General features: G+C 39.5%; 19 protein-coding genes and 1 pseudogene. 7 read left to right on the top strand and 13 right to left on the bottom strand.

Features of this window, described 5'->3' with window-relative positions; translation table 11 throughout:
* Positions 1-230 precede the first annotated feature (230 nt).
* The 4 genes from B9T24_RS10210 (at position 231) to B9T24_RS10195 (ending at position 5236) form a co-directional block, all read left to right on the top strand.
* Positions 231-875 carry an RluA family pseudouridine synthase gene (locus tag B9T24_RS10210; protein ID WP_171264890.1) on the top strand — a complete coding sequence of 215 codons (645 nt, stop codon included), beginning with the start codon at positions 231-233 and terminating at the stop codon, positions 873-875.
* Between the two features lie 143 nt (positions 876-1018).
* On the top strand, positions 1019-3856 hold the full coding sequence (rapA, locus tag B9T24_RS10205) for an RNA polymerase-associated protein RapA (protein ID WP_086165672.1): 2838 nt from the start codon (positions 1019-1021) through the stop codon (positions 3854-3856).
* 134 nt (positions 3857-3990) lie between these two features.
* Positions 3991-4257, top strand: a complete 267-nt coding sequence (locus B9T24_RS10200) for a PAAR domain-containing protein (RefSeq protein WP_086165671.1) — start codon at positions 3991-3993, stop codon at positions 4255-4257.
* Positions 4258-4417: 160 nt separating this feature from the next.
* Positions 4418-5236 (top strand): alpha/beta fold hydrolase, encoded by an 819-nt coding sequence (locus B9T24_RS10195; RefSeq protein WP_086165899.1) that lies wholly within the window; start codon positions 4418-4420, stop codon positions 5234-5236.
* A gap of 17 nt (positions 5237-5253) precedes the next feature.
* On the opposite strand, the gene fabR is transcribed toward B9T24_RS10195, so the two are convergent.
* Positions 5254-5949 (bottom strand): HTH-type transcriptional repressor FabR, encoded by a 696-nt coding sequence (fabR, locus tag B9T24_RS10190; RefSeq protein ID WP_143223744.1) that lies wholly within the window; start codon positions 5947-5949, stop codon positions 5254-5256.
* Between the two features lie 140 nt (positions 5950-6089).
* Between fabR and B9T24_RS10185 the strand changes: the two genes are divergently transcribed.
* Together B9T24_RS10185 and B9T24_RS10180 are read left to right on the top strand one after the other, a co-directional pair.
* Entirely contained in the window at positions 6090-7157 is a 1068-nt protein-coding gene (locus B9T24_RS10185) for a ferredoxin reductase (RefSeq protein ID WP_086165670.1), read from the top strand.
* A gap of 14 nt (positions 7158-7171) precedes the next feature.
* Positions 7172-8266: a fatty acid desaturase family protein gene (locus B9T24_RS10180; protein WP_086165669.1), complete on the top strand. Its 1095-nt coding sequence runs from the start codon at positions 7172-7174 to the stop codon at positions 8264-8266.
* Between the two features lie 44 nt (positions 8267-8310).
* Here the strand turns inward: B9T24_RS10180 and B9T24_RS10175 are convergent, their stop codons facing one another.
* From B9T24_RS10175 to B9T24_RS10165, 3 genes are all read right to left on the bottom strand, one after another.
* The gene (locus B9T24_RS10175) at positions 8311-8517 is read right to left on the bottom strand and encodes a hypothetical protein (RefSeq protein WP_228145704.1); all 207 of its coding nucleotides are present in this window, start codon (positions 8515-8517) and stop codon (positions 8311-8313) included.
* A gap of 168 nt (positions 8518-8685) precedes the next feature.
* On the bottom strand, positions 8686-9336 hold the full coding sequence (locus B9T24_RS10170) for an HAD-IB family hydrolase (protein WP_086165668.1): 651 nt from the start codon (positions 9334-9336) through the stop codon (positions 8686-8688).
* On the bottom strand, positions 9303-10511 hold the full coding sequence (locus tag B9T24_RS10165; protein ID WP_086165667.1) for a DUF1615 family protein: 1209 nt from the start codon (positions 10509-10511) through the stop codon (positions 9303-9305). Before B9T24_RS10165 ends, B9T24_RS10170 begins: the two co-directional genes overlap by 34 nt.
* An 82-nt stretch (positions 10512-10593) precedes the next feature.
* Here B9T24_RS10165 and B9T24_RS17370 point away from each other — a divergent pair.
* A pseudogene (locus B9T24_RS17370) lies at positions 10594-10659 on the top strand (hypothetical protein); the annotation flags it as partial.
* A gap of 101 nt (positions 10660-10760) precedes the next feature.
* Here the strand turns inward: B9T24_RS17370 and B9T24_RS10160 are convergent.
* From B9T24_RS10160 to B9T24_RS10120, 9 genes are read right to left on the bottom strand one after another with little or no spacing between them, the layout of a single operon-like run.
* Positions 10761-11045 carry a pyocin activator PrtN family protein gene (locus B9T24_RS10160; protein WP_086165666.1) on the bottom strand — a complete coding sequence of 95 codons (285 nt, stop codon included), beginning with the start codon at positions 11043-11045 and terminating at the stop codon, positions 10761-10763.
* Entirely contained in the window at positions 11045-11284 is a 240-nt protein-coding gene (locus B9T24_RS10155) for a hypothetical protein (protein WP_086165665.1), read from the bottom strand. Before B9T24_RS10155 ends, B9T24_RS10160 begins: the two co-directional genes overlap by 1 nt.
* Positions 11281-11475, bottom strand: coding sequence for a hypothetical protein (locus B9T24_RS10150; RefSeq protein WP_086165664.1), 195 nt, complete (start codon positions 11473-11475; stop codon positions 11281-11283). Before B9T24_RS10150 ends, B9T24_RS10155 begins: the two co-directional genes overlap by 4 nt.
* A complete protein-coding gene (locus B9T24_RS10145) occupies positions 11472-12200 on the bottom strand; it encodes a hypothetical protein (RefSeq protein WP_086165663.1) in 729 nt (242 codons plus the stop codon). The genes B9T24_RS10150 and B9T24_RS10145 overlap by 4 nt, the downstream gene beginning before the upstream one ends.
* A complete protein-coding gene (locus B9T24_RS10140) occupies positions 12197-12499 on the bottom strand; it encodes a hypothetical protein (RefSeq protein WP_086165662.1) in 303 nt (100 codons plus the stop codon). The genes B9T24_RS10145 and B9T24_RS10140 overlap by 4 nt, the downstream gene beginning before the upstream one ends.
* Positions 12492-13193 carry a hypothetical protein gene (locus B9T24_RS10135; protein WP_086165661.1) on the bottom strand — a complete coding sequence of 234 codons (702 nt, stop codon included), beginning with the start codon at positions 13191-13193 and terminating at the stop codon, positions 12492-12494. Before B9T24_RS10135 ends, B9T24_RS10140 begins: the two co-directional genes overlap by 8 nt.
* A complete protein-coding gene (locus B9T24_RS10130) occupies positions 13193-13450 on the bottom strand; it encodes a hypothetical protein (protein WP_074947475.1) in 258 nt (85 codons plus the stop codon). Before B9T24_RS10130 ends, B9T24_RS10135 begins: the two co-directional genes overlap by 1 nt.
* Complete coding sequence (locus tag B9T24_RS10125) at positions 13447-14679, bottom strand: hypothetical protein (protein WP_086165660.1); 1233 nt, start codon at positions 14677-14679, stop codon at positions 13447-13449. The genes B9T24_RS10130 and B9T24_RS10125 overlap by 4 nt, the downstream gene beginning before the upstream one ends.
* Positions 14676-15809, bottom strand: coding sequence for an ATP-binding protein (locus B9T24_RS10120; RefSeq protein ID WP_086165659.1), 1134 nt, complete (start codon positions 15807-15809; stop codon positions 14676-14678). Before B9T24_RS10120 ends, B9T24_RS10125 begins: the two co-directional genes overlap by 4 nt.
* Positions 15810-15812: the final 3 nt, after the last annotated feature.

The following is a 15812-nucleotide window of genomic DNA, read 5'->3' as shown; positions in this document are numbered from 1 at the left end:
TACAATCTGGGTGCAGAGATTAACTGTAAAGATTTCTTGATGCTTCTTCTTATGCGGGGACAGATTTTGACTAGGGTGTTTAGACCCCCAATTCTATTTTTCAACCAATTGAAATAATTTTGAGTCAAAATCGGAAAAACCGTCGTCAATTCTAGCATTGAGCATTGTAATTCTGTGGCAAGCTTTCTATTATTGCTGGCTTGTTTTCGCGATCAGCTTGGAATTGAACATTGAGTAATTTTCTAACCGAACACCTGATACATCGTGATGAAGATTTTATGGTGATCCATAAACCTGCGGGTGTACTCACCGTTCCCGGCAAAACTGAAGATTTACAAGATTGTGTCATCAACCGATTACTTAAAATAGAACCTAAAACCTTACTGATTCACCGTTTAGATCGTGATACTTCAGGTATTTTGGTTTTTGGCTTGACCAAATGGGGACAAAAAACCATTTCCCGTCAGTTCCAAGAACGTCAAACATCAAAAACATATCAAGCTGTTGTGGCTGGACATTTGGTGGGTGAGGGTACAGTTGATGTACCTGTGGTTTACGACCCTGAACATCCGCCATTACATATTGCCGATATTCATCATAACAAGCCTGCATTAACGCATTGGCAAGCCATTGAACATTTTGAAATTCAAGGGCAGGCGGTCACACGTGTCAAACTTACCCCTATTACAGGCCGCTCACATCAGCTCCGCGTACATATGCAGTATCTGGGGCATCCTATAGTGGGGGATACTTTATATGCGACACTGGAACAGCAACAGTTGATTCCCCGTCTATGCTTACATGCGGAACACTTGGGTTTTTACCATCCTCAAACAGAGGAACTTGTGGAGTTTTATTATCCTGTTCCTTTTTAAGATAAAAACTTTTTAATCGTCATCGAATTTGCTCACTTTTTAGTGGGCTTTATGTCAAAATATATTGCTTAAAGACCTATTTTTTTGCTCAAATACTAATCAGGTTTTGAGTTTAAAATTAGTGTCCTCATTTTTAGATAAAGGTGGAAAAATTGCATCAGTTTGCTATTGGTCAGCGTTGGTTATCAGATACAGAAACAGAGCTTGGTTTAGGGGTTCTTATTGATGTAGATGAACGATCGGTTAGCATTTTATTCCCGAAAAGTGATGAAACACGTGTGTACGCACGTAATAATGCACCTTTATCGCGTATTGTTTTTAACATTAAAGATGAATTACAAGATCAAGAAGGCACCAAGTGGAATGTTGAGTCTTTTGAAGATCGTCATGGTGTGGTGCGTTATAACGTGGTGCGTACTTTAGAAGACGGGACTGAAGAGCGTAAATCATTAAATGAAACTCGCGTGGGTGCTCATATTCAGCTGTCTAAACCACTTGATCGTTTGCTTGCCAGTCAAATTGATTATAAAGAATGGTATGACCTTCGTATTGAAGCTTTGCTTATGCAAGCCAATATGAAAGCAAGCCCATTACGAGGCATGGTCGGTGCGCGTGTCGGTCTGATTCCGCATCAGCTGTATATTGCCCATGAAGTAGGGCAGCGTTTTGCACCCCGTGTTTTACTTGCCGATGAAGTGGGTTTGGGTAAAACTATTGAAGCGGGCTTGATTATTCATCAGCAGCTTAAAACAGGTCGCTCAGAACGTATCCTGATTTTAGTACCCGATTCACTGCAATATCAGTGGATGATTGAAATGCGCCGCCGTTTTAATCTACAGTTTTCTTTATTTGATTTAACCCGTACAGCATCCATTAAAGAACATGATCCCGATTTAAATCCATTCTTGACTGAGCAATGCATCATTGCTAGCGTGGATTTAATGGTCGATCACGATGATTTACGTGAACAGGCATTAGAAGCTGGTTTTGACCTGCTTGTGGTTGATGAAGCACACCATTTGATGTGGAGTGAAGAAGAAGGTGGTAATGACCGTTACGACCTTGTTGAAGAATTGGCTGAAAAAACCCCAGGTGTTTTACTGCTCACAGCAACACCTGAACAATTGGGCGTAGAAAGCCATTTCGCACGTTTACGTTTACTTGATCCACAGCGTTTTAGTTCACTTGAGCGTTTCTTGGATGAAGAAGCACAATATCATCACACTGCAAAAATTGCAGAAGTGTTGATGTCAGATATGCCTTTAGAACAAGGTCATTTATCTGCGATTGAAGGCTTGCTTGGTCATAGCATTCAGGATGAACCAGAGCAACGCTTCCGTGCCATTCATGAGTTATTAGACCGTCATGGTACAGGTCGTATTTTATTCCGTAATACTCGTGAAGCAATTCAAGGTTTCCCAGGTCGTGACTGCCAACCTGCTGCATTACCTGCACCAGCACACTGGTCTAAAGATGGCAAGCTACGTGAACAAATGTGGCCTGAAGAAGCACAGCTTGATGGTGCTTGGATGGAACACGATCCACGTGTCATGTGGTTGATGGAAATGCTTCGCACAGGGTTGAAACACAAAAAAGTATTGCTGATTGCACGTACTGGTCCTGTGGTTGAAGCTTTGGAAAATGTACTGCGTTTACATGCGGGTATTCGTACTGCCATGTTCCATGAAGGCATGAGCTTACTTGAGCGTGACCAAGCGGCTGCTTATTTCGCTGAAGATTCTTACGGTGCACAAATTTTGCTCTGTTCAGAAATTGGTTCTGAAGGACGTAACTTCCAGTTTGCTTCTGACCTGATTTTGTTTGACTTACCTGCAAATCCAGACATTTTAGAACAACGTATTGGTCGTTTAGACCGTATTGGTCAAGAAAACCGTATTCAAATTCATGTGCCCTATTTAGTCGGTACAGCGCAAGAGCGTATGTTCCGTTGGTACAACGAAGGTTTAAATATTTTCAGCAATATTTCACCTACGGCACAAACGCTGCAAGAAAACTTTATTCTTAAATTAAAAGATTGTTTATTGACTGATTTGGGTCAACAGTTTGAAGATTTACTTGAGGAAGTCTGTGTTCAGCGCGAAGCTTTAGAAATTGAATTGCAAGAAGGTCGTGACCGTTTGCTGGAATACAACTCTTGCCGTCCGATTGTGGCGCAAGAAATTGTCAAAGCGCTTGAAGATTATGATGACAACACCACGTTGCCAATGTTCATGAAGCGCTTCATGGCATCGACCAATATCGACTTTGATGAGCAAAGTAATGGTACGGTGATTATTAAACCAACGGATCAAATGCAGGTTCAAGGTTTAACGCTGGATGAAGAAGGCATGACAGCCACTTTCTACCGTGATCAAGCACAAACCCGTGAAGATGCGCAGTATTTAACGCTTGAACATCCATTCACAGAAAGCGTAATGGAAATGATTAATACACAAGGCTTTGGTAGTACCAACGTTGCTGTGTTGAAATCTGCGGCATTACCACAAGGTTCGGTGTTGTTGGAAGTGTGGTTTAAAGTTGATGTGGTTGCACCGAAAGCCTTGAACTTACCGTCAAGCCTGCCGCAGCAACTGATTCGTGTTCTATTGAGTGAAAAAGGTCAGGATTTATCGAATAAGATTGCCCCTGATATTTTGAAACCTTATCTACATCATTTGGACAGTAATAGCTGCCGTCAGGTGGTGAAAGCGCGCCGTGATGTGATTGAACAACGTTATGTACAAGCTTTGGATCTTGCGAAAGCAGCATTACCAAGCTTTAAACAACAAGCCAAAGAAGTGTATGGCAATAAATGGCAATATGAAATTGACCGTTTAACTTATCTTAAGCAATTTAATCCAAGTATTCGTGAAGATGAAATTGTACGTTTACAGAAATTGCAAAAAGAAGGTATTAGCTTACTCGATGGCTTGTCTGTTACACCTGAAGCGATTCAAGTCCTTGTGGTCGTTAAACCTTAAGTTTTAAATGAAAGAAAAAGCACCTTCGGGTGCTTTTTTATTGTCTTATATTTTCAAGAATAAGGGATTCTAGCGTTTAGAATTCAGCTCATGTTAAAATAGGGCATAAATTTTAAAAACATATAAGAACAATTATGGCTAAATCTTTAGTGACGATGGGGTCTTCAACGACACATGGCGGCATGGTATCTGAATGTGAAAACACATTTGTTATCAATGGTATTGCAGTTCATTTGCATGGAATGAAACATTATTGTCCCCAATGCCAAGGTATGGTGTCATCCATTGCAGCAGATCAGTCAACACTGGTAAAAGGGCGAGGGGTGGTACTTGCTGGAGATAAAACCACCTGTGGTGCAACTTTTTTGGCCAATCAAGCTTTGGTGGTTTCACAAAAATAATCGTTCTATTAAGTATTGCTGCATTAAGAGCAAAATTGACTTTGAAGTCAGCCTATTGATGATTTATTGATTTAATCTCCGTATATTTTTACGTAAGCTAGCAATTCGCTTAATCACTTTATCAAAAGAAGAGCACAGTCGAATGGCTGATGAATTATTTATGAAAACAGAAATTCATTTTACTCATGCCAATGGAATTCCTGCGCAAAGTTATCAAAAATTCTTTACTTATTTTCAAGATGATTTTGATTTAAAGTCCATCCCCATGATTGGAATGAATCCACAGTACCCCATTACTCATGATTGGCGTTACTTGGTCGACCAAATTATTGATGATGTTGAACAACAGTTTCAGGGTAGAAAGGTGGTTGGTCTGGGGCATTCCTTTGGTTCGTTATTAACACTCATGAGCGCTTATAAACGTCCTGATTTATTTTCACAATTGGTGATTATGGATCCGCCTTTTGTGATTGGTTCTAAATCAGCCATGTTTGAGATTGCAAAGAAATTAAAACTCAAAGCCATTGATCAATTTACACCGGCAGGCATTACCTTGAAACGCACAGATCATTGGAAAGATCATGCGCATGCATATACCTCAATGCGGCATAATCAATTATTCCGCCATTTTGATGAAACCTGTTTTCAAGATTTTCTAAACCATGGCCTGCAAGAAGATGCTGAGCGCGGTGGTTTAACTTTAGCTGTACCGAAGGTCGTTGAAGCTGAAATTTTTCGAACTGTCCCTGCGTGGTGGTGGCGTACACCAAGAAAAGCACCCGTTGTACCTGTACATTTAATTAGTGCAAACAAGAGTCCATTTTATAAACAAGGTTTTCCACAAGGCATACAAAAGACGTATCAGATTAATTATAGTTTGATGCAAGGCGGGCATATGTTCCCTTTAGAACAGCCTGAAAAAACAGCCGAATTGGTTAAACACATTATTGCTCAGCAAAAAAAAGTCATGAAAAAATGATGCTAAAGCCTAAGTTATTAGCTTATTTTGGCTTCATCCAAATGACGTGCACCTTCTAAAATCATGCGAATCATGATCATGGTTTGTTCTGCCACTTCTTTACGTTCATTGATTGGGATGTCGATGAGCTTAGCACCCATATTAAACACCAATTGAGTAATGGCTTTTGCTACCAACTCAGGATGGCACAGTCTACTGTTATTTAAGCGTTCTAACAGAATTAGATCGTCTTTAAGTTCTTGCTGAAAATAATTTAATTGACGTTCAACGGCTAATTTGTATGAGGTAGATCCAGTATAGGCCTCACGAAGTAATAGACTTAGATTACCTTCATCTGCATCCAATTGTTCAATAAAAACCTCAACAGAACTGCGAATGATACTGTTTTGTTTCGAGGCTTTTAAACGTGCTTCAAGTAGAATTTGGCGTAATACATTGCCTGAGCGATCAATCAATTCAATTGCAAGCTCATCTATATCTTTGAAATGTCGATAAAAACTGTTCGGTGCAATGCCAGCTTCTCGGGCAACTTCACGTAAGCTTAGGGATGAAATACTTTTTTGAGGACCAATTAAATTGAGTGCAGCTTGAAACAGTTCTTCTTTGGTAATCGTTGCTTTTCGACCAACTGTGCGGACAACAACTGGCTCATGCACAAAATTTTGCGCATCAATTGTGGCAGTAACATTTTTTTTAATTGAAGACTGGTTCATATTTTTCAAGAGATTAAAGACACTCAAACATTATAGCGGTTGCTTGGTCACATGGGAAATGAATAGAAATAATACAAGTGTATATACAAATATATATACATGTGTATAATAATACAAATTCAATCGCGTGGTATCTGACTATGCATGTTTTAGAAAAAACCAAATCTCCCTTCGGTTCACTTGCTGAAATTGTTATTGATCAGCATGCAGCTAATTTTTGGTTGCAAAAATTTAACTCCCTTTGGTCTCTCAATCAAGCATTGGGCAAAATTGTTCAAAAAGAAAATTCTGCTCAAAATATGGTGAGTTTAACCGTTCAGTTCAATCGTCATTTCGATGTAGGGCAAGCTGGACAGCATCATCCGATCTTTGTGAGTGTCAATGGTACTCGCTATGAACGTAGCTACAGTTTGACTCAACTAGATGCACAACATGTGTTATTAACCGTTAAAAAAGTCGATCAGGGTAAAGTCAGTTCTTGGTTAGCTGAACAGTCTAAAGTCGGCGATATCCTTGAATTCGGTCAGCCTTATGGCGATATGCTGTTACCTGAACAAGCTCAAGCGATGGTATTGCTGGCTGCGGGGAGTGGTATTACGCCAATGTTTAGTTTACTTAAAGCATTATCCAAGACCAATCGGATGGCTCAAGCACCAATAAAATTATTGTATTGGGTGAGAGAATATGCCGATGTTGCATTTAAAGCACATTTTGAGAAGCTCGCTGAACAGTATCCTAATTTTACATTTCAAGTTTTTTATACTCAAGAAGATGATGCAGGTGAGCGTTTAAATGTAGCGCATACCGCATTAATTTCAAATATCGAAAATAACGTGGTCTATGCTTGTGGTCCATCTGGATTTGTAGCGCAAGCTGAACAGTTATTTGCACATGCTCAAAGTTTTAACAGTGAAGCTTTTAGTATGACACCGATAGAGAGTTCTGATATTGGCTTTGTCAATGTAACTTTATTGAAATCTAAAAAAGTCATTACGATTCCAAAAGGTCAGTCCATTTTAACCAGTTTGGAACAGCAAAATATCAAACCCACTCATGGTTGTCGTATGGGTATTTGTAATAAATGCGTCTGCAATAAAGTTGAAGGTTCAACCAAAAATATGGTGAATGGTAGTCAAAATGCAGAACCTGGTAATGTATTGAAAATATGTGTCAACTCAGCTCAGTCTGACCTTGTTATTGATTTATAAGTGAGTCCAATATTATGAATATGCCCGTTAAAATGCAATATTTTAAAAACCCTAAAAATGGCGAGCTTACTCAATCTCAACTCGATGCTTTAGCACGTGAGCTAGATGCGATTAAACAAGAAGTCTTAGATGATATTGGTGAAAAAGATGCCAAATATATTCGCCGTGTTTATTCAACCGTGCGTTATTCATCAATCGCGGGTCGTGCCTGTTTATTTGCAGGATGGTTTCCGCCAGCATGGCTTTTAGGTACAGGTTTACTTGGTTTTTCTAAAATCATGGAAAACATGGAGTTGGGTCATAATGTCATGCACGGTCAATATGACTGGATGAATGATCCAAAATTCCATGGTTCAACTTATGAGTGGGATATTGTTGGTACAGCGGATAATTGGCGTCAAACCCACAACTATAAACATCATACTTATACCAACATTAAAGGTATGGATGATGACATTGGTTATGGATTATTACGTCTTTTCCCTGAACAGCGTTGGAAACCCGGCTTTCTTTTACAACCTATTTATGCCATTCCATTTTGTTTGTTATTCCAATGGGGAGTTGCAATTCAAAACCTTGAAATTGGCAAAGTGTGGTTTGGTCGTAAGACGAAACAGGAACTAAAAGAAGAGTGGAAACCTTTACAAACTAAAATTACCAAACAGCTGTTTAAAGATTATGTATTTTTTCCCTTAATTGCAGGTCCAGCGGCTTTGCCTGTATTAGCGGGTAACTTTGTTGCGAATGGTATTCGTAATATTTGGACATTTAGTATTATTTTTTGTGGTCACTTCACTAAAGACGTTGAAGTGTTTCCAAAAACAGTACTGGAAAATGAAAGTCGCGGTCATTGGTATATGCGTCAGATTCGCGGTTCATCGAACTTAACGGGTTCAGACGCATTCCATATTTTGACGGGGCATTTAAGTCATCAAATCGAACATCATTTATACCCTGATATTCCAGCACGTCGCTATCGTAAAATGGCACCGAAGGTACAGGCTGTATGTGAAAAGTATGGCTTGAATTACAACAATGCCAGCCTATTGAAACAATATGGTAGTGTGATTAAACGTATAGCAAAATATGCATTTCCATTTAAGAAATAAATGAAATATTGCACCAAGAAACCACTTTAAATGAAGTGGTTTTTTTAATGGTGGATATGCGCTCTAAGTGTTTTAACTAAATGTGCATAATTGCCTTTTTTTGCCTTATCCAATACGTGTGTAATTTCTTGCTGACTCCAATTCTGGTGTTTAGCCTGCCGAAAAAATAAGGATAATAATACAAATGGATTTTCACCAAAATGAATATGTAGATCTTTTACTCGTTTTGGAGGATTAAATAAATTCACCATACATTTACCTTTATTTATTATTTGTTGTGCACTATATTTTTTATATATGTGGATACTATCACAGTATTTTTTAGCAATAAAACATTAGTTTAATTTGAATTTTTGTTCAATTTTTAGAGTTTGATTTGTTGTTTAGATTGGGGCGGGAAGCCACTGAATATATTGAGGTTAAATAGCAACTTGAATGTTGCTTGGCAATGGTGGCAGTGTTTTATTGACACCGATCATATAGGCATGGTGTGCAAGAGCCAGCATTTCTTTATCTTCATGACTGTTGCCATAAGCATAAATCGCAGCGTAATTCTCTAAAGGGTAATTTTCTAAAATACGTAGCCTTTTTTGTTCTGAACTACAATCTGGCGTTGTGTATTGTCCCGTATATAAATTATTTATTTTTTCAGTCTGCGTGCAAATTAAATCAATATTTAATAAGTGACAGAGCGGTTCTAGATAGATATCTACCGACGCTGAAACCAGTACAATATCGTGACCTAAAGCTTGATGTTGCTTCAGTTGTTTAAGTAATGCAGGATTTAGTTGAGACATTAAGCTGGTTGCATATTCTAGAGCAACTTGTTGTAACTCTAGCGCATCTGCATGCGTAAACATTGCACGAAATAATTTAGAACGCATCGCATGTGCAGGGTAGGCATTTAAATAATAGGCTTGGATCCACGGTAGGATTTTAATCCCTTGTTTGACGATATGCCGTTTAGATAGCGCATAAAATATAAACCCCGTGAAACTATCCTTTGTACACAGGGTTCCATCAAAATCGAAGAGCGCTAAATTTTTATTCTTTTTGCTCGTTGCATACATGATTGGTATCTTCCATTTACGCGTGTTGCAAACCAGTTGGTATTATAGTCACGGCTAAGTTTAGGGCCAGAAATAACGACCTCAGGCATGATGGCATAGATAGGTTTTTTACCCGTTTTCTCTTTGTAGAGCTTGGTTACTGCACGATATGTTGCTGTATCTTCAAAATTTTTAGATTTTTCTTTCTTTAAGTCTGTACGAATTTGACGTGGTGTGACCAAGATATTATTGGCTGCGAAAACACTGATCAGTTCACGTTCGGATTGACTGCTGATAGAGCGAATTGAACCATCTTTGTTATAAAGTAACAGGTCTCCATCTAAGTCTAATTCAGCGACTGTAAGATCATTGAGCATACTTTGGAATGCTGCATTACGGCTTGAATACATCCCTGAGTTATAGTCTGCAAAACGATAAATCGCTTTATCATAATCCGCAGGATACATCATTAAACGATGTATGCCGTAATATAAACCGCCATATTGGCTATATAAGTCAGTGCGTAATTCTGCAATATTGCCACCTTGGCGTTTGTGTTCTTTAGCATATCCAATATGAACCTGCATTGAACCCAATGTGGTAATTGGATTTAACTTTTCACCAATGTCTTGTCCCACTAATTTTGCTGCGCCCGTTAATGCACTGACATGGTAGTGCTTGGACATATAAGCAAAAATTTCTCGATATAGTTCATCCAGTTCACGTTCAGTTTTCACACGACGCATTTGACTTAAATAGTTATCTTCAGGACTTGGCTGATTTTTTAAAACTTCTTGAAAATAACCCGCAACTGTTCCGCCCAAACCATCGCCTAATTTATCTTTAAATTTTTCTTCTAAACGGTCTTGGACTTCTTTCACCGCTTTTTCACCTAAACCCGGAACTTGTGGGTCAGCGACAAAGTTAGATTCTTGATCTACAACAGCGACAATACTGCAAATATTTTCTTTGGTTTGAGGGATATCAAGCTGATTGGTAATACTAAAAATATCTTTAGCCCATGAACTACGATTGTTCACCCGTGGTGGGATTAGGCGTTTAATTTGATCTTCTTCTAAAGTCGGTTCATTATTTTTTGACCACCAAGAACCATCACCACATGCCACTAAACTTAGCGACAATGCAAGGATACTCAAGGATTTAAGATGAGATGAAATAAAAAGAGTTTTTTTCATAAGGATGAAAACATGTTCCAAAAGGATGAGCCAATACAGTAGATGCAGTATACTATGTCGGTCGAAAAAGTGATGAATTTATATGTATATTGGTCCATATCAACTGTCAAATAATTTAATTGTCGCTCCTATGGCAGGTGGGATAGATATATTATAAATATTTATTATTATCATTATCTTATGTGGTATTGAGTGGTGCAAGGTGCAAATACGGTGCAACCACTCAGGGCTTTTATCAATAACTTACGTTCAGTCATGCATTGCTTGCCAGTCTTTCCTAGACTCTTTCTGAATCGAATTCAACCAAAAAGCAACATCACCTAAATGTACATAAAAAGGTGAGTTACGTCCATCCGATTTAAAAGCAGGAAATGGCAGGGTGCATTTATTTGCACGCTTATTTGCCTGCTCAAGAGTAAGGTGGGGTAAATAGTCCGGTAATAATTCAGAAAGTGAAATTACTGGTTTACGATACTTCATTAGCAACATAAAACTAATGTCTATCGGCTCCTCAATTTTCTTAACGGCTCCCATCAAGACACCTCCTTCAAACTTTTCATAACCGAACCCGATAAAATCGATTTATGGTTAATTTCTAAAATCTCATCAAGACTTACGAAAAATGATTGCTTACTTTCAATATCATTACCAACGATTGCGCTTAAGCTATCAATACGTCGAACAACACCAGTTACCACAATCACTTGACCTAAAAAGTTTTCAAATCGAGCTTTGATCGTATCGCCAATTTTTGGAACAGGTTTTTCAATCATAACTTCTCTCCCAAACTCACATCAAACGGCAACTGCACATCAACACTTGCATCATCATTACGCACGATGTAATCGTTAAAAATTTCATACGCCAATTCAACTTCTTCACTGCTCATGATGTAATGTGCACCGCCAATTTTTCGAGCTGACAGTGATTCACGAATGTCTTTTGCTAATTCAATGTTGATCATTGGCTGGCTCCTTTAATTACTTTAAATTCAACCACCCATACCCAAGGATTTTGATCCCACGAATTCGGGCCGTAAATCTCTTGCCATGTATGACGGAAATTGGTTCTCGCACCAATTGCATAACCCATTTTTATTGCGGATGGATGGGTTGAATAGTCAAAGCCTTCTGCTTTTGCGTCTTCACTTGAAATTTCATTTAGGCGCTCAACACGAATTTGGGTAATTTCAAGAAGAATGCGTGATGCTGAACGTGGCATGTGTATTGATGGTTTCCATCTAACTTCTTCATGCTCAATACCATCTTCAATTACATGTTGCTTGTAGATTGGGTACACTGGTAAACCACAATAAGCACCAGAGTCATCAACGTATAAATATCTTGCTGCTGGTTCTGTTGAGTCAAATTCATCAATTCGGCCGTAGCAGAATGTTTCGCGAACCCAAAGCTGATCACCGACATTGAATTCACTAAACGGGGTTTTATAAGTTGCATCAGCTGACCAACCGCTTGCACAATTTTTAAACCCTTTTGGATTGTTGTAACAACGCAAAATTGCATGTTTAGCATCAGTGTTAGTGGTTGCTTCACCTCTCTTAAAATACTCAACCGCATCAGGTTGACGACGCATAATCCGACGAGTCTGCGTTTTACTACCATCAAGAATAGCTTTAACCATTTCGGTATTAAAAAGAATAGGGCGCTCAGTCTTAGTATTTTCAATCATGACTCTGCTCCTTGTTTAATACGGTTGCCTGACTTAATTTCCTCATCTGTAGCAGAATCTTTCAGCTGAACAACAATAGGGCCATTTCGAAAATCTCTTGAAACCAACTGGCCATCTAATTGTTTGCGCTCTTTAGCTGTAAGATTCCGCCATTTGGCAATAGTCCAATTTCCTTTAAGAATCCCAATCGGCATATCCATGCACATTGAGCCGTAGCTATAGCCTTGTTCTCTCAGCCAAGCTCTAGCTGCACCAACCACCACGAAGTCACCAGTCTGATCAAATGTCATCTCAGTCATGACTTTGCTCCTGTGCCTCAACTGGTGCAAGCAACCCCTCTCTAATCATTCTGAGGGATACGGCTTCCGGTAATTGATCATTTGATTTGATAAGCTTGTATCCACCTGCTTCAACAGTGCAACACCAATACATATCGCCTTCTTCCGACATAAGCTGAAAAGGGTTTGTATTCACAACATATGCATATGGGTAGCGTTCACAACCACTGGCTAGTGTGTATCGATGGTCTATAGGCTCAACTAGATCACCAAGTTTTAAAGGTGCCGGCTCCTGTGCTTCGATCATTGCCTTGTAAATATCTTGAACTTTGAACGATCGAGTATTTCTTCCGCGATGGCACATTTCTAAAGTTGGCTCTTTCGGCACCAAAACAAAATCACCACTTCCTAATTTCTTAACAGCATCTACAGCAGCACTAAGCAGGGCATTGGATTCAGGCACTTGAGCTTTGGTGAAATTGATAGCCTTTTTCCACATGGCCCAGCCAGTGTTCACACGATGCCAAATTTCAGTTGCATCATCTTCGCTATAGTGTTCTGGTAAAACATCACGAACTTCGTAATTACCACCTTCCATATCAAATTCAAGCAATTCAAAATGACTTGGCAACCAATATTTGGATTCAAAGTTAGGCAACTGCTCAGCCCAAAATGCCTGTTTTTCTGCCAGTGTTGGCTTGTTTTTAATTTCCATCACGCCACCTTCAACATAATTGCTTGAGCTTTAAGGCGCAGAACAAAGTCTTTGCCATGCTTTAACCATAATTCCAAGAACAACTTGAAACGCTTTTGAGCCGCTTCATTCATCTGCCCAAGCCTGTCAACTTTCAGACTTGGTTTATTTGCTTTGGTGAAAATTGCTACACCTTTGCCTCTGTTAACCATGCAGAGATAGTCATCATTTGCATTAAAGATGGTGAATACCGGGATGAGATGTTTAGGGCAGATCATAGAGGCGCTCCCACTGGACCAGCCCCATTTTCCAACTCAAAGCGACGTTTCTTCACATAGCCCATCAAACTCGGTTGAATATCCGGGTGACGACTACCTACATCGATTTCCAAAACATCTAATGCGGTGAGATCTGGTGCATTTTGGATTTGAACCATTAAAGAAGGTGTTTCTTCGGACTTAGGTTCTTCCATCGCTTTGAGTTCAATCAAGCGTTTGTTAATGGCCTGCATTACTGGCTTGCGCTGTTCTTGAGTCCAAGATTTTGTGTATTTGATCTGGGCATTTGCTTCAATCGGTGTCTTAGCTAAAGCAATATCATTGAGCAATATTTCCAAATGTTCTTGATGCTCGTGGACAGGTTCGGCTTGTTGATCAATACCATTGATAAGGTTTTCAGCTTCAACCTGTAGTCGCTGAAGCTCCTTGATTTTTAGATCCCCGTCTTCATCAACGGAATCGGTCAATGTTGCGATACGTTTTTCACCTAACTTATTCAGCTCAATGATTTGTCCGCGAACCATATGGCCATTTGCGCTTAATTTATAGCGGATCTGCATAACCGCATCTACAGTTTCAGCAGCATTAATTTCTGCCGTGAATTTTTCAACCAGTTTCACCGCATCGGTTTCAACAAATTCTTCTACTAAGCTTTCTTTTACTTCAGTGATAGGGCCTTGTTCAGTAATTTGAATTTCAGACTTCTCTGATGTCTTTTTTTCTACAGGAACTGAGGCATCATTTGCCGCAGCTGGTACAGGTGTATCAGTTTTTTTGGCAGTATTACGTTTTTTAGGTTTGTCGTCACCCAGTCGAACTACTAAGCAATCACCGATTAATTCACGCCCCAAAACTTTAGCCATTGCCTGAAACTGTAATTTGGCATTTACTTCATCGCGCTGAGCAAACCCATTGCGAATAGAGTCACGTAGGGCACCTGTAGTCATTTTCCCAAATTCACTAATGTAAATCGATTGGCCATGGGTGTTGATCGTATACACATCTTGCCCATCTTGAATATCTTCAAGCATCAAAGGCTTGGTAAACGTAATACCAGCCAGTTCCATCGTTTCAATCTTGATGCAAAACTCATAATCCGATTTAGCAAAAACTGTGGCAGGGAATTGATCAAGATCATTAAAATCAATTAAGTCACCAACAGCACGACACAGAATATTTTTACCAGCCATCAATGCCGCAAAAGCTTCGTTACCATTTAAAATTTTCATGCGATTGCCGCTCCCTGACCTTGAGTTGTGTTGATGATGTGGGCTTTAACTGCTTCAAAATGAGCAGCCTCAATACCCATTAAGCTTTCTATTCCTTGATCTTCACAGAAGGTCATAACATCTAAGTTTGCTTGTGCAAGTAGATTTTGAAGTTCATCGCGCTGTGCATCGGTAATGCCATTGAACTCTGGTGGCTCTATCCATGTTTCACGCGGAATATCGAAAGTGCATCCCAAAACCTTGGCGCGAGCTAGCATTGCTTGACGCATGTTGTGGTAATAAATATGCTCTTTGTCTAACTTTAAGGTTTCAGTCAGGTGATTTAAATCACTCGGATAAACTGCCTCTTCACAGCTTTGCTTCCAGTTTTCCAAGTCTTCAACTGCCTTAGCTAAAGCTAACTGGGCAGGCGTTAGAGTGTTGATGTGAGCTTTGGATTGAGCAATTAAGTCAGCTAAAAAAGTAGGGTGTGACTTCAAATCTGGCACCCATACTTCACCAGTCTCACCACCCAATGCGCCAGAATTTTTAGCATGATGTGTAGGCGATGGCTTGAAATTAATGACACGAGCATTTTTACCTTCACCAGTGGTGACGGTTGTCATGTAGCCCATGATGTCGGCTATGCGGTACAACTCATTTCGGTTTTTACCACCAAGCTCTGGGCGGTAAATAACTTGATCACCATTCTGATCCTCAGATGCGTGGGCAATAAATACAACATCTTTACCGAAGCTCAGCAGGGTATTGATGTACTGCTTAAACTTCAGGTTAGCCAAGCCTTGGGCCTTTAACTTGAGTGCACCATCTTGCTGGCGGTTATTTGCTGTCTTGAGCAAATGAGTTTTAATGGCTTCTAACATTGCACCAACAGTATCAATGACAACTGTGTTGTAGGGCGCTAAATCTTGCTCTTTGATATTTTCAATATCAGACCATTGTTGAACAGGAACCACTGCGCCACGACGAAGTTCACCAGTACGATGAGCACCGCGGTCAAAGTCAAAGGAGATAGCTTTGTCGCCAGTGAAGCCCAATGATGTTTTACCCAGACCAGGATCGGCATAGATGTAAGTAATAATTGCACTAACATTCAATGCTTGATCAGCAGAAATAATATTTAAACTCATGAT

Origin of the sequence: Acinetobacter sp. ANC 4654 (genome assembly GCF_002135425.1) — a bacterium.
Taxonomy (GTDB): Bacteria; Pseudomonadota; Gammaproteobacteria; order Pseudomonadales; family Moraxellaceae; genus Acinetobacter; species Acinetobacter kyonggiensis.
This window is presented reverse-complemented; position numbering and strand designations above follow the sequence as displayed.